15 protein-coding genes are annotated in these 13953 nt (G+C 58.3%); 9 read left to right on the top strand and 6 right to left on the bottom strand.

What is annotated here, in order from left to right; genetic code table 11:
• The first annotated feature begins 1 nt into the window (after nt 1).
• The 5 genes from TU76_RS11245 (at nt 2) to TU76_RS11225 (ending at nt 4862) form a co-directional block, all read left to right on the top strand.
• Nucleotides 2–1072: a microcin C ABC transporter permease YejB gene (locus tag TU76_RS11245; RefSeq protein WP_048351657.1), complete on the top strand. Its 1071-nt coding sequence runs from the start codon at nt 2–4 to the stop codon at nt 1070–1072.
• Nucleotides 1072–2094 carry an ABC transporter permease gene (locus TU76_RS11240; protein ID WP_019828401.1) on the top strand — a complete coding sequence of 341 codons (1023 nt, stop codon included), beginning with the start codon at nt 1072–1074 and terminating at the stop codon, nt 2092–2094. The genes TU76_RS11245 and TU76_RS11240 overlap by 1 nt, the downstream gene beginning before the upstream one ends.
• Before the next feature lie 425 nt (nt 2095–2519).
• The gene (locus TU76_RS11235; protein WP_046808650.1) at nt 2520–3326 is read left to right on the top strand and encodes an ABC transporter substrate-binding protein; all 807 of its coding nucleotides are present in this window, start codon (nt 2520–2522) and stop codon (nt 3324–3326) included.
• A 129-nt stretch (nt 3327–3455) separates the two neighbouring features.
• Entirely contained in the window at nt 3456–4184 is a 729-nt protein-coding gene (locus tag TU76_RS11230; RefSeq protein ID WP_048351656.1) for an amino acid ABC transporter permease, read from the top strand.
• A gap of 3 nt (nt 4185–4187) precedes the next feature.
• Nucleotides 4188–4862 (top strand): amino acid ABC transporter permease, encoded by a 675-nt coding sequence (locus TU76_RS11225; protein ID WP_019828405.1) that lies wholly within the window; start codon nt 4188–4190, stop codon nt 4860–4862.
• A gap of 43 nt (nt 4863–4905) precedes the next feature.
• On the opposite strand, the gene TU76_RS11220 is transcribed toward TU76_RS11225, so the two are convergent.
• The 4 genes from TU76_RS11220 to TU76_RS11205 all read right to left on the bottom strand — a co-directional run bounded on the left by TU76_RS11220 (nt 4906) and on the right by TU76_RS11205 (nt 9457).
• Nucleotides 4906–5241, bottom strand: a complete 336-nt coding sequence (locus TU76_RS11220; protein WP_046808649.1) for a DUF3325 domain-containing protein — start codon at nt 5239–5241, stop codon at nt 4906–4908.
• Nucleotide 5242: 1 nt separating this feature from the next.
• Nucleotides 5243–6781, bottom strand: a complete 1539-nt coding sequence (locus TU76_RS11215) for a PepSY-associated TM helix domain-containing protein (RefSeq protein WP_048351655.1) — start codon at nt 6779–6781, stop codon at nt 5243–5245.
• Nucleotides 6778–7068 carry a hypothetical protein gene (locus TU76_RS11210; protein ID WP_019828408.1) on the bottom strand — a complete coding sequence of 97 codons (291 nt, stop codon included), beginning with the start codon at nt 7066–7068 and terminating at the stop codon, nt 6778–6780. Before TU76_RS11210 ends, TU76_RS11215 begins: the two co-directional genes overlap by 4 nt.
• Before the next feature lie 130 nt (nt 7069–7198).
• Entirely contained in the window at nt 7199–9457 is a 2259-nt protein-coding gene (locus tag TU76_RS11205) for a FepA family TonB-dependent siderophore receptor (RefSeq protein WP_019828409.1), read from the bottom strand.
• 304 nt (nt 9458–9761) lie between these two features.
• On the opposite strand from TU76_RS11205, the gene TU76_RS11200 reads away from it, so the two are divergent.
• The 4 genes from TU76_RS11200 (at nt 9762) to TU76_RS11180 (ending at nt 12965) form a co-directional block, all read left to right on the top strand.
• Nucleotides 9762–10103 carry an FKBP-type peptidyl-prolyl cis-trans isomerase gene (locus tag TU76_RS11200; RefSeq protein WP_019828410.1) on the top strand — a complete coding sequence of 114 codons (342 nt, stop codon included), beginning with the start codon at nt 9762–9764 and terminating at the stop codon, nt 10101–10103.
• Between the two features lie 65 nt (nt 10104–10168).
• On the top strand, nt 10169–11245 hold the full coding sequence (locus tag TU76_RS11195; protein WP_048351654.1) for a DUF1615 domain-containing protein: 1077 nt from the start codon (nt 10169–10171) through the stop codon (nt 11243–11245).
• Nucleotides 11246–11886: 641 nt separating this feature from the next.
• Nucleotides 11887–12288: an MbcA/ParS/Xre antitoxin family protein gene (locus TU76_RS11185; protein ID WP_019828413.1), complete on the top strand. Its 402-nt coding sequence runs from the start codon at nt 11887–11889 to the stop codon at nt 12286–12288.
• Nucleotides 12288–12965: an RES family NAD+ phosphorylase gene (locus TU76_RS11180; protein WP_019828414.1), complete on the top strand. Its 678-nt coding sequence runs from the start codon at nt 12288–12290 to the stop codon at nt 12963–12965. Before TU76_RS11185 ends, TU76_RS11180 begins: the two co-directional genes overlap by 1 nt.
• A 45-nt stretch (nt 12966–13010) precedes the next feature.
• Here TU76_RS11180 and TU76_RS11175 read toward each other — a convergent pair whose 3' ends face one another.
• Both TU76_RS11175 and TU76_RS11170 read right to left on the bottom strand, forming a co-directional pair.
• Nucleotides 13011–13613, bottom strand: coding sequence for a hypothetical protein (locus TU76_RS11175; protein WP_019828415.1), 603 nt, complete (start codon nt 13611–13613; stop codon nt 13011–13013).
• A 108-nt stretch (nt 13614–13721) separates the two neighbouring features.
• A complete protein-coding gene (locus TU76_RS11170; RefSeq protein WP_019828416.1) occupies nt 13722–13946 on the bottom strand; it encodes a hypothetical protein in 225 nt (74 codons plus the stop codon).
• Nucleotides 13947–13953 lie beyond the last annotated feature (7 nt).

Raw genomic sequence — 13953 nt, 5'->3', positions numbered from 1 at the left:
AATGCTGCATTACATCAGTCGACGCTTACTGCTGATCATCCCCACCCTGCTGTGCATTCTGGTGGTCAACTTTATGATCGTGCAGGCCGCCCCCGGTGGTCCGGTGGAGCAGGCCATTGCCCGCTTGCAGGGCTTTAGCAGCACTGCCGTCGCCGGTGGAGCCCGTGACATGGCAGGCGGCACCGGCCTTGCCAGCCGTAGCAGCCGGGGCCTGGACCCGGCGCTTGTCGAAGAAATCACCCGGCACTACGGCTTCGACAAACCCATGCACGAGCGGTTATGGCTGATGCTCAAGAACTACGCGCAACTGGACTTCGGCAACAGTTTCTTTCGAGGCGCCAAGGTTACAGACCTGATCCTGCAAAAACTGCCGGTGACTATTTCACTGGGGCTGTGGGCGACGCTGATTACTTACCTGATCTCGATCCCGCTGGGCATACGCAAGGCCATCCACCACGGCAGCGCGTTCGATGTGTGGACCAGCACCGCGATCATCATCGGCTACGCCATGCCAGCGTTTCTGTTTGCCATTTTGTTGATTGTGGTATTTGCCGGTGGTAGCTACGTGAGCTGGTTTCCGGTGCAAGGGATGGTCTCGGAGAACTTCGACAGCCTGGGCTTTTTTGCCAGAATCGGTGATTACCTGTGGCACATGGTGCTGCCGGTCTCGGCGTTGGTGATCGGCGGTTTTGCCACCCTGACCATTCTTACCAAAAACAGCTTTCTCAATGAAATCAGCCGCCAGTACGTGGTCACGGCACGGGCCAAGGGCCTGACCGAGCGGCGGGTGCTGTACGGTCACGTCATGCGCAACGCCATGCTGCTGGTGGTCGCAGGGATTCCCCAGGCCCTGATCGAAGTGTTCTTTGCCGGCTCACTGTTGATTGAGACCATCTTCAACCTCGACGGCATCGGGCGCATGAGCTACGAAGCGGCCGTTTCGCGGGACTACCCGGTGGTGTTCGGCACGCTGTTTCTGTTTACCCTTTTTGGCCTGCTGATCAAGCTGATCGGCGATCTTTGCTACACGCTCCTCGATCCCCGCATCGACTTCTCGGGGAGGGAAGTTTGATGCTCAATCTTTCCCCCTTGGGCCGTCGGCGTCTTGCCCGTTTCAAGGCCAACCGCCGTGGCTGGTGGTCGCTGTGGATTTTTATCGCGCTGTTCGTCCTGTGCCTGTGCGGCGAGCTGATCGCCAATGACAAACCGCTGGCCATTCACTTCAAGGACCGCTGGTACTTCCCGGTGGTGTCCAGCTACGTTGAAACCGAGTTTGGCGGCGAGCTGCCCTTCGAGCCCGACTACAGAAGCGATTACGTGCGCAAGCTGATTACCGATCAGGATGGCTGGATGCTCTTCGCGCCGATCCCGTTCAGCTTCGACACGGTCAATTACGACCTTCAGGAACCCGCCCCGAGCCCGCCCAGCAGTCAAAACTGGCTGGGCACCGACGATCAGGCACGGGATGTACTGGCGCGGGTGATTTTCGGTGCCCGGATTTCGATTCTGTTCGCCTTGATCCTGACTGCCATCAGCGTAGTGGTGGGCATCAGCGCCGGTGCCCTGCAAGGGTATTACGGCGGGCTGGTGGACTTGCTCGGCCAGCGCCTGCAAGAGGTGTGGTCAGGGCTGCCGGTGCTGTACCTGCTGATCATCCTGTCAGGCTTTGTGGCGCCCAGCTTCTGGTGGTTACTGGGGATCATGGCGCTGTTCAGCTGGCTGGCGCTGGTGGACGTGGTGCGCGCCGAGTTCATGCGCGGGCGCAACCTGGAATACGTCAAGGCTGCGCGGGCACTGGGCCTCAGCGATATGGAACTGATGCGACGGCACATCCTGCCCAACGCCATGACCTCCACCCTCACCTACCTGCCCTTTATAGTGACCGGCGCGATTGCCACCCTCACCGCCCTGGATTTTCTGGGGTTTGGCATGCCGCCAGGCACCGCGTCCCTGGGTGAACTGATCGGCCAGGCCAAGCGCAACCTGCAAGCTCCCTGGCTGGGCCTGACTGCGTTCTGTGCCCTGGCGCTGATTCTGTCGCTGTTGGTGTTCATCGGCGAAGCCTGCCGTGATGCTTTTGATCCACGGGCGTGAACCTGGGCGCAGCCTCGCACACCGTTGCGTAGTAGTTGACGAGTAGAACGAGGCTACGTTTGAGAGAGTGCGCCACTGCGACGCAGCGGCGCAGCGGTCGTAAAACCGGTACGCATGGCATATCTGATAAACCGTGGAAGCAGACGAGAACATATCCATTCGATGTGTCACGACTTTCTACGGGTTCCGCCCTTACGGCGAGTCACTTTTTCCAAACGCCGAAAAAGTAACCATGGGCCTGTCCCGTGACAACGGACGCCTCGCCAAGGCTCGGCGGTGCCCTCGCGAGCAAGCCCGCTCCCACAGCGATCATCGCAACGTCATATTCCTTAAAGGCATATTCAAATCATTTTATATTCTTTTTTAAAAGCTAAATTTCCTGCAAGACTCTCGTCATAACTCTTCCAACTCATGATGAGAACGAAATGAAAAAAATCACTGCCCTCACCGCTTTGACCCTGGCTGTCTTGTCTGGCCTGGCCCACGCCGATCGTCTGGACGACATCAAAAAGTCCGGTGTGCTGCGCGTGGCGTCTTTTGACAGCAATCCGCCGTTTGGCTTTGTTGATGCCAAGAGCAAGCAGATTGAAGGCCTGGACGTGGACTACGCCAAGGCCATTGCCGATAAGCTGGGCGTGAAATTGCAGTTGCAACCGACCAACCCGGCCAACCGTGTGCCGTTGCTGGTCGCGAACAAGGTGGATCTGGTGCTGGCCAACTTCACCATCACCCCTGAGCGCGCCGAGCAAGTGAACTTCAGCATTCCGTACTTCGCATCCGGTCAGCAATTTATCGTCAAGAAAGGCACGCTTAAATCCCCGGAGGAACTGAACAAGTGGCGTGTCGGGGTGGACAAGGGCACTGTCAATGAAGGTGTGCTGCGCGAGAAATTCCCCGGTGCCAAAGTGGTTGCCTACGATGACACCCCTTTCGCCTTCACCGCCTTGCGCAACGGCAACGTCCAGGCCATCACCCAGGACGGCCCGAAGCTGATCGGCCTGCTGGCCAATGTGCCGGACAAGGACAAATACGAAGTGCCGCCGTTCACCATTTCCAATGACCTGATCGGTGTGGGCATTCCAAAAGGAGAAGCGCGCCTGACCGAAGTGGTCAACCAGACCCTCACCGACCTGGAAGCCCAGGGCAAGGCACAAGGCATTTATGACGCCTGGTTCGGTCCGACCACCAAGACCCCGCTGACTCGCCTGTACAAAATCGGCGACAAGAGCTGAGCCACTGCCTGTGTGAGGGCGAGCCTGCTCGCGAAGGCTTTTCCAGGCTCGCTCCCACGGCTCCTGCCTCCTTCAGCCCGTCCCGGATAACCGGACGGGTTTGTTCGTTTATAGATGGACGCTGTTTTTATGTTTGGTGAACTGCTTGCCCCGCACTACCTGCACTGGCTGCTCGACGGTTTTGTCCTCACCCTGATCCTCTCGCTTCTGACCTGCCTGGTAGCCACCGGGCTGGGTTTTTTGCTGTGCCTGGCGCGCATTTCACCTTCGCGCGTGTGGTCGTGGCCAGCACGGGCTTATCTCGCCCTGTTTCGCAATACGCCGCTGCTGGTGCAATTGTTTTTCTGGTACTTCGCAGTGACGGCGATGCTGCCCGAAGAGTTGGTGATGTGGCTCAACCAGCCGCGCAGCCTGTCAGTGGGCCTGTTTGAAATTGAATGGCCGTCCTTTGAGTTCATTGCCGGGTTCTGGGGCCTGATGTTGTATACCGCAGCCTTTATTTGCGAAGAGTTTCGCGCGGGCATCAGCTCGGTGCGTATTGAACAACGGGCGGCCGGTCTGGCGCTGGGCTTCAAGCCTGCACAGGTGTGGCGCTATATCGTCTTTCCACAGGCACTGCGCACGGCTTTGGGGCCGTTGCTGGGGCAATACATGAATGCCCTGAAAAATTCGTCGCTGACCATGGCCATTGGCCTGGCCGAATTGTCTTACGCTTCGCGCCAGGTCGAGACTGAAACCTTCAAGACGTTTCAGGCCTTTGGCTTTGCCACCTTGCTGTATGTGGCCAGCATTGCGCTGATCGAAGTGATCGGCCAACTGATTGCACGCAGCAAGTGGTATCGCCAGGGAGTGGTGTAAGACATGGACTTTTCGGTGATTAGCGATAATTTTTCGTACTTTATGCTCGGCGCCTGGCCCAACGGACCTCTGGGCGGAGCGGCACTGACGCTGGTGCTGAGTCTGCTGTCGGGGATCATCTCGGCACTGCTGGGGCTGGTGCTGGGTATTGCGCTGGTGATGATTCGCGGCAAAGTGCGCTGGCTGTTGCTTGGCGTACTGGGCTTTTTACGGGCGATCCCGGTGGTGATGCTGATTTTCTGGAGTTACTTCCTGCTGCCCATTGTGTTCAAGGTCGATGTTCCCGCACTGGCCACCGTGGTGTGCGCGTTGTCGTTGATTGGTGGCGCGTACCTGGCGCACTCGGTGTATGCCGGGATCAGCAGCTTGCCGGCCGGGCAATGGGCTGCAGGCAAGGCGCTGGGCCTGGGCACCTGGCAAGTGCTGCGCCTGATCATCCTTCCTCAGGCCTTGCCCATGATGTTGCCCTCCTTTCTCAATCAATGGATTTCACTGATCAAGGACACCTCGTTGGCGTATGTGATCGGGGTTGGCGAGCTCTCGTTCGTCGCCACCCAGGTCAGCAATCGGGTGATGGTGCACCCGACTGAAATATTCCTGTTCGTCGCCTTGGTGTATTTCGTGTTTTGCAGCAGTCTGGATGTAATTGCCAATCGCTGGGTTCGAAAACCTGCATAAAGCTTGTAGCAGCTGCCGAAGGAACGAGGCAGCTGCTACGGGTTCACGTCAGGGTTTCGATCACCGCCCAAACCGGCACAAATCCCATCGGCAACCACACGGCCAGGCGAGGCCTGTACGGCAACAGCATCAGCAGCCCAAAACCGCTCAACGAAAGCATGCCGAGCCAGCCCACCGGCCCCATCGCCCAGCCCCAGGCCAGCCCGCAAAAATAGAAGCTCAGCCCCAGGCTCACCCAGCCTGAAACCCGCAGCAAGCGGCTCAGACGAGGCGATGGGGGCTTGCCCCACACCTGTTTGTAATGGCGGTCCAGCCCCTGACACAGGGCAAGCATGCCGAGGTAGGCGAACGCCAGCGCAGCAAAAAAATGAGCCAGCATCTCAATTCACCTCAGCCATGACAGCGGTCTTTTTGCGCGGCACTCGCTCAACCGCCGGTTGCGATACCTTCCAGCACGCCCACAATAACAAGGCACCCAGTGCCATCGCAGTCAGTTCCACGCCCATGCTGGTAGGCAGCGCCCAAGGCCGACTGACCGTGAGCATGCTCAGCAGTGGCAAGGCCAGGCACATCAACCCCGCTAACCCAAGCTGCTCGCGCCAGGCCTGCATGCGTGGCCGGATCAACGCATGAACCAGACTCAGGGCCCACACACCGAAGAACACGTTCAGTTCAGCGTCGGCACGTTCTGCCAGCCCTGAGGGCAACAAGCGATTGCCCCACAGCAAGCTGATGCAGGCCAGGCTCAGACCAGCCATGGCGGTGATATTAAGCGCTTCAACCACACGGTAGAGGACCTGCGCGACGCGGCTTTCGCTGGCGTATTTACGTCGCCGCTTGACGGTGAACAACACCAGGCCACTGGCGATCATGGCGCTGCTGATCAGACCGCAAACGAAGTACAGCCAGCGCATCGGATACCCCCCGAACTGGGCAAAGTGCAGCCCTGAAATCACCCGATGGGTCAGCACTGTAGGACGCATTTCTGTCGGCCCGGAAATCTGCTCACCCGTGACCCCGTCGAAGCGCATGCCTTGCCCTTTGGTCAGGGCGATGCGGTTACCCAGAATCGGTCGAACCTGGATTTCGGCATTGCTCTGCCCGGGGTTGCTGATGTTTACCCCGCTCAACGGCCCCATCACCTCACGGGCCTTGGTCAGCAACGGCCCAAGTGCCACCAGCGGCGCCGGTTCGACCGTCGCCGGGCGCTTGACCTCAAGCGCGGGTGGCGCGGCGTCCTGGGCTTTGAAAAAGGCCTCGCGGTTGCCATCGAACAACGCATCCATCGCCGCTGGCATGTAGATCACCAGAAATATAGCCAGCCCGCTGTAGGTGATCATCAAGTGAAACGGCAACAACAGCACGGCACTGGCGTTGTGAGCGTCCAACCATGAACGCTGACCCTTGGCAGGACGAAAGGTAAAGAATTCCTTGAAGAACTTTTTGTGAATCACGATCCCGCTGACCAGCGCTGCAAGCATGCCCATGGCCAGTGCGCCAACCAGATAGATCCCGATCATGCGCGGCATATGCAGGGTGAAGTGAAACAGGAAGAAAAACCGTCCACCCACCGATTCGCGCACCGGTATCACCTCGCCGGTATCGGGGTCGAGTGTCACCGACACCCCGTCACGGCGCCCGCCGGTCGAGGCCTGCAGCTGCGGCGAACGTTCATAAGGCAGGCGGATACCCCACTGCTTGGCGTCGGCCTTGTGTGCTTGCAAGTAATCCAGCGCACGTTGCGCGGCTTGCTCATCCGTCAAGTGGTGCGCAGGCAGTTCGGGGGTCATCCAGTTGTCGATCTCTTGATCGAACACCGCCAGGCTGCCGGTCAAAAAGATCACGAACAACAACCAGCCGACGATCAGGCCGCCCCATGTATGCAGCCAGGCCATGGATTGGGTCAGGGTCTGTTTCATCCCAGTTGCTCCAGCAGTTGTGGCCAAAAGCCGATGGCGGCCAAAGGGACGGCGAGTACCGCGCCCATCCAGGCCGACCACTGATGACGGGCGGCAAACGCCCACAGGATGGCGAAGGTGTAGATCACAAACGACAGCAAACTGGCGACGATCATCGAGTCCACATTGTCCAGCGGCAGCAGCCGCGCCAATGCAGCGGTAAAGGCATAGGTAAAGACATAACCGCCGACCAGTGCAGCCAGGGTGCGGGACACAATCGGCGCCCAGGCCGACGTAGCGAGTTTCATGTTTTCAATTCCTCATCGAGCTCTGCGTTTTGCCTGCACCAGATGCGACAACGGCGCGGCACCCGTTATTCACGGATGTCGCGCCTGGATGTGCCTGCACCGGTAACAGCGATCAGGCCCGGGTTATTTATCAGAAGGAGCTGGTCACCGACGCAAAGTAGGCACGGCCTGCTTCGTTATAGGTTTGCGCGCCCGCTTCGTCAGAGTTGCCCTTGCGGTACAACTGCTTGTCGAACAGGTTGTTGATGCCGACCCGCACGCTGAAGTTCTTATTGAACTCATAACCACTGCTCAGGCCCACGAGACCGTAAGGGTCAACCGGCTGTTGTACCGATTTGTCGAGTTCTTCGTTGGCGCGGTTATTACGCTTGGGCGCTTCCTGCTTGCCGTAATAAGTACCGCTGACCTGGAATGACAGTTTTTCAGTGGCGTACCAGTCCAGCATGGTGTTGAGGGTGTACTTGGGAATGATGCTCAGCGGATCACCGGTTTCCTTGTCCTTGCTTTCGATCATGTAGGTCAGGTTGGTGTTCCAGTCAAGATCGTCGCGCAAGCTGACGAACAGATTACCCTCAATCCCTTGCACGATGGCTTTGCCGCTGTTTTCCCATTGCAGCACGCGACGGCCGTTTGGCAGGCGGAATGCCGATTCGTTGCTGGCATTGATCTTGTTTTGGTAGTCGTTGCGGAAATACGTACCGCTGGTGCGCCATGTGCCTTTGTCGTACGCCAGGCCGATCTCTTTGTTGACGCTGATTTCAGGCTTGAGGTCCGGGTTACCCACCAGGTAGCAACCGCCCAGATTCACTTCTACTGAACTGCAACCGTTACCACGGCTGTACAGGAGGTAGTTGGGGTTGGACTGGTACAGGTTCGGGGTTTTGTAGGCCCGGGCAATACCGCCCTTGATGCTCAGCTCATCGGTGATCTGGTGCGAAGCGTTGAGGCTCGGGCTCCAGTTGGCACCAAACTCGCTGTGGTGATCGAAACGTACGCCGGGGGTCACGATGGTCTTGGCGCCGACTTCGATATTGTCTTCAACATAGAACGCATAGCTGTTGGCCGTGGTTTTGGTTTGCGTACGGTCCGTGCCCGGCAGCCCTGGAGTACCGTCAGTGCCTGGGTCCCAGCTTTGCGGCCGCAACGAACCCGGGTCATTGAGCGATTCGTACAGGTACTCGCCGCCCAGCGTCAGCACTTGTGCGGTGCCCAGGGTCAACGGCAGGTTTACTTCGCCGGTGGCTCGGGTGTTGCGCAACCGCGATTCAAATCTGCCCGCGCTTTCAGACGGCGCACCTTCACCATAACCGGCCAGGCCTTCGTTGAGGCGAGCGTTACGGGTCAGGTCGTGGGTCAGAGAGGCCATGGTGGAGCCCCAGTCGAACGAGCCATTATGGGTCGCCGAAAAGCTGCTGCGCTGCAGTACGCTGGTTTCTTTACCGGTCAGGCTGTTAACGAAATCACCACCGCTGTTGAGCATGGTGTCACCGGCAAAAATATTGCCCTGACGGCTGTAACTGGCTTCCAGGTCAAGTGACTGCTCCGGGGTGAACTGCCAGCTGAGCAAGCCGTTGACGTCTTTGTTGCGCACGCCTTCACGACCAGCCACTACGCTGTCAGGAGACGCCTGAGCGGCGGTGTTGATGCCCGGATCATCGGCATCGGTCTTGTTCAGGCCGCCATATACACGAAACACCAGATCGTCCGTGATCGGCCCGCTGAGGTTGAAGTTGGTGCGTTTGCTGACGCCCTCAGAATCGTCTTCAGGGGACATGTAGTACGCAGTGACCGAGCCGCTGAGTTTGTCCGAAGGGCGCTTGGTGATGATATTGACCACCCCGCCCATTGCGCCGGAACCGTAACGAGCAGCTGCCGGGCCACGCAGGATCTCGATGCGCTCGACTTCTTCGGCCGGCACCCAGTTGGTTTCGCCACGGGTATCACGGTCGCCGCTCCAGCCATAGCGCTGGGCGTTGCGTGAAGAGGATGGTTTGCCGTCAATCAGGATCAGGGTGTTTTCCGGGCCCATGCCACGTAGGTCGATCTGGCGATTGTTGCCGCGAGCGCCGCTGGAGCTGTTGCCCGTCAGGTTGACCCCCGGCTCCCGACGAATGATGTCGGAGAGGTCGTTGGCTGGCGGCCGTTTTTTAATATCTTCGGCGGTGATGATCGACACACCCGGTGCCTGCTTCAGTTCCTGGGCTGCGGTGCCCAGTACGCGGGTTTCTTCAAGTTGCAGCGCCTGTCGGGTGCCATCCACCGGCAAATCGGCGGCCTCTACCGGTACTTCGTCACGCTCACGCTCAAGTGCATCGGCGAGCAGGGTTGGCGAAGCCAGTGCGGCCATGAGAGCCAGTGAAAGATGACTGCGGTTGAATCGAGACGACATGTCCAGTTGATCCCTTAACAATGGAGTGTGCTCAGCAGGCCAAGGGCTGGAAATTGCTGACGCACGACCTTGAAAGGACCTACGTGTTTAGCGTTCCCCGGCACTGCCAGGGCTGCAATGATAAACATTCTCACTTGAGAGTAAAGCGCAATTGACAATGATCCTCATTGCAAAGTTCCCCGATCCCTTTGTTTTAGAGCCTTTTCCTACATAAAAAGAATCAAAACAATTGCAAAACCGCCTTCAAATTGAGAAAAACCCTGCCCGGAACAATCGTTCATCCTACTTTTTGAGTCCCACCACCATGACAGACGAACTGCAAATCACTGACCTCTTGCCGGGCGACGGCAAGGCCGTGGCCAAAGGTGCATTGATCACTACGCACTACACCGGCTGGCTCGAAGATGGCACGGTATTCGACTCATCGTTTGAGCGCGGTAAGCCGTTCCAGTGCGTTATCGGCACAGGGCGCGTGATTAAAGGCTGGGATATCGGTCTGATGGGCATGAAGGTCGGAGGCAAACGCGCACTGCAGGTACCAGCACACCTGGCCTATGGTGAAAGAAGCATGGGCGCGCACATCACACCGAACTCCAACCTCCGGTTTGAGATCGAACTGCTGGAAGTGCTCACGCGCGACGATTGATTGGCAGGGCATATTTAAAGGAGTTGTATCGGGTGAATCGATTCTTCAGGTGTTTTTTATCGGTGATGCCCCTGGTGGTAGTGGCGGGTTGCGGTACCCAGGGGTCGCGGACAACCCCGGATATCACCCCCGACCAGGCACGGGCACGCATTGTGCAATTGCTCCCGGTGAAAACCGCGGACCGCCAGGGCTGGGCGGCGGATATCCAGGTCGCGTTTACCGCTCAGGGGCTGGCCCCCACCGATGAGAACCTGTGCTCCGTGCTGGCGGTGACCGAGCAGGAGTCGACCTTTCAAGCTGATCCGCCGGTGCCTGGGCTTGCCACCATCGCCCGCTCGGAAATCAACCGCCGCGCCAGCACACTGCATATCCCCGAGTTTTTGGTGCGCAGCGCCCTGAGCATCACCTCGCCCAATGGCAAGACCTACAATCAACGACTGGACACGGCCCGCACCGAAGGCCAGCTGAGCGCCATTTTTGATGACTTTATCGGCATGGTGCCATTAGGCAAAAGCCTGTTTGGCGGCTTGAACCCGGTTCACACCGCAGGCCCTATGCAGGTCAGCATCGCCTTCGCCGAGCAACGGGCGCGGGAGTATCCTTACCCCGTTGCACACTCGATCCGTCAGGAAGTCTTCACCCGACGCGGCGGCATGTACTTTGGTATCGCCCACTTGCTGGGCTACCCGGTGGATTACACACAATCGCTGTACCGTTTTGCCGACTTTAATGCGGGCTGGTATGCCAGTCGCAATGCCGCTTTTCAGAATGCTGTTAGCCGCGCGTCCGGCATTCCGCTGGCATTGGATGGCGACTTGACCATCCCGGGGTCCTACAAACTTGGCTCCACCGAATTGGCGGTGCGCGCCCTTGGCAAACAGGTGGGCTTAAGCAACAACGCCATCCGCCGCCAACTCGAAAAAGGTGACAGCCTGGAATTTAACGACACGGACCTTTACCAGAGCGTCTTCGCCCTCGCCGACCGCCAGCAAGGCAAACCCCTGCCCCGCGCCGTGCTGCCGGGCATCACTCTGCAAAGTCCCAAGATCACCCGCAACCTGACCACCGCCTGGTTTGCCAAGCGGGTGGATGAACGGCGGGCGCGGTGCATGAACCGGGCAAAGGCCTTGCCAATGGGCTGAGTGGTAGTTCTGTGCTGCCATCGCGAGCAGGCTCGCTCCCACAATCATCCCTGCAAGGCACACATTCTGTAGGCGCCGAAGTCCCTGTGGGAGCGAGCCCGCTCGCGAAGGCATCTCCGCGATCATTCGGATACACCGCGTCGCCTGCATCGGGAGCAGGCTCACTCCCACAATCATCCCTGCAGGCTCGAATTCTGTAGGCGCCAAAGTCCCTGTGGGAGCGAGCCCGCTCGCGAAGGCATCACCGCGATCGTTCGCATAAACCGCGTCGCCTGCATCGCGAGCAGGCTCGCTCCCACAATAAACCCTGCAAGGCTCGAATTCTGTGGGCGCCAAAGTCCCTGTGGGAGCGAGCCCGCTCGCGAAGGCATCACCGCGATCGTTCGGATAAACCGCGTCCCCGGCATCGCGAGCAGGCTCACTCCCACAATAATTCCTGCAAGGCTCGAATTCTGTGGGCACCGAAGTTGAAGTGGGAGCGAGCCCGCTCGCGAAGGCATCACCGCGATCGTTCTCATAAACAGCGTCCCCGGCACTTGTAAGACCATGCAGTCATATTTTCATAATTCAAATGTGAACTAATTTATTGAAAATAGTCGTATCCGGAGTAAGCTGGCCATATCAACTTTCTGGAGGCGGCCATGCACCTGGTAGCCAAACACCCCGAACCCGATATCACCAGCGGCGATGCCGGCCGGGTTGCACTGACTTTTTTCTTCAGCTTGATGGAGCATTGGGGCTGTACCAAGGATCAGCAGTGCACCCTGCTCGGCTCCATTGGCAATACCACTTACTTCAAGTACAAAAAGCTGCCAAACGTACGCTTGCCCCATGACACTCTGGAGCGCATTTCGTACCTGATGGGCGTGCACAAGGCTTTGCGCATCCTGTTCAGCAATCAACCTGAACGTGCCTATGAGTGGGTTCATAAACCCAACACTGCTGCGCCATTCAATGGTCAGAGCGCCTTGAGCTACATGCTCGCAGGTCAGGTCGTCGACCTGGCGGATGTGCGCCGCTACCTCGATGGAGTACGCGGCTGATGCCAGATGCAATGCTGCCTGAGTGGAACAAGGCTTATCGCATCGTCAACAGCGCCTTCCCGCCCATTTCAGTGTTTGAAGACACCCTGGACCCGGCCGATCTGGAGATCGCCTTCGCCCTCGAAAGCCTGACCAATGACAGGTTGCGTGATCAGGCGGGAGTGCTGAACAGGGTCCGGCCTGAAGACCGCCTGTGTGGAGAAGGCTCAACGCCCGTGATGGCGGCTTTTACCCATATTGGCCGTGCCAGCCGTTTTACCGATGGCAGCTACGGCGTGTACTACTGCGCCAACAGCGTTGACGCGGCAATCGCAGAAACCTGTTTTCATCAGGAGCAATTCTGGCGGGCGACACAGGAGCCCAGTATCGAAATCACCATGCGTACCTATATCAACCGCGTGGTGCAGCCGATGATCGATGTGCGTGGCGACCCGCAGCTGCATCAACCGTCACCGTGCGCATATGGTCTGTCTCAGGCATTCGCCCGGCCTTTGCGGGAAAACGGCGCCTGGGGGCTGCTCTACAAGAGCGTGCGCCTTGAGGGACACGAATGCGTGGCCGCGTTCCGTCCACCTGCGCTGTCGCTACCGGTGCAAGGCCAGCATTTTCGGTATGTGTGGGATGACAAGACGCAGGCGATTGCCTGGGTGTTGCAGGTCAGTGAAGTGGTGAGATAAGAGCAGGGCAATGTCAACGACACCACCCTGCCCTCGGCTCAGGTGTTACAAACCATCGGTTGGCTTGAGCGTACGCTCGGCAACTGCGTCAGCACTTTTTTCCTGCCAGACCGGCCAGTATTCAGCGCGCTTTTTCTCGACGCTGGCTTTGACTCGCTCATACCAGGCCAGAGACTTCGGCGAGTTGGTCACCATCTCCGTGTCTTCAACCCATTCTTTGAAGTTCTTGGACTTCAGGCTGTGTGACGCTTCGGGGTCATTGCTGATCGGCCACAGTGAAAAGCGAGCTTTCCACAAACCCATGCGCGGCGTTACCAGCGCGTAATAGGTTTTGCCTGCCACAAGGTCGGCTTCCATAAAGTCAGCCGCTTCGGACACCACCATGTAGGTGTGTTTGCCTGGGGTGGCGGGATGAACGATTTTCGTGCCGTTGGCCATTACACCAATGAATTGGGTCTTGCCATCGGTCACGTCATACAGCGAGGAAACAATGGCTTTGCCGGTGTAGGCATCGCGCATGAACACGACTTGTGACATGCCTGGCGCAGGTGGCTGCACCGTCTGGTCAGCTACCGGGTCCATGGGGTTGCTTGCGCAACCGGCCAACAACAAGGTGCCCAACAGGGTAAAGATATAAAACACGCGCATCTACAGCTCCTTTGAATTGCAACTTCCTGACCCGGCACCTGCCGGGCCCGCGGCATTATCGACACATCTTGCCCTGGCCTCAAACCAGATCATTGATCGCGACCCCACTCAGAGGGTGTATTGCTTGAACAGTTCCTCTTTGATGATCAACAACGCATCTTCGTAATAGCGCTCACCCCGGGCTTCGCTGAGCAACACCGAACGGACGCTGCCCTCGCCTTCCCGGGGCGTGTGTTCGCAGGTGAGGTAGAACTCGGCGGTTTCGGGCTTGAATTCCAGGTAATAGAACAACTCGCGACCTTCTCGGTGCCAGTAGCCAATTTCTCTGCGCATGAGGGTT

The sequence above is a fragment of the Pseudomonas psychrophila genome (assembly GCF_001043005.1).
Lineage (GTDB): Bacteria > Pseudomonadota > Gammaproteobacteria > Pseudomonadales > Pseudomonadaceae > Aquipseudomonas > Aquipseudomonas psychrophila.
This window is presented reverse-complemented; position numbering and strand designations above follow the sequence as displayed.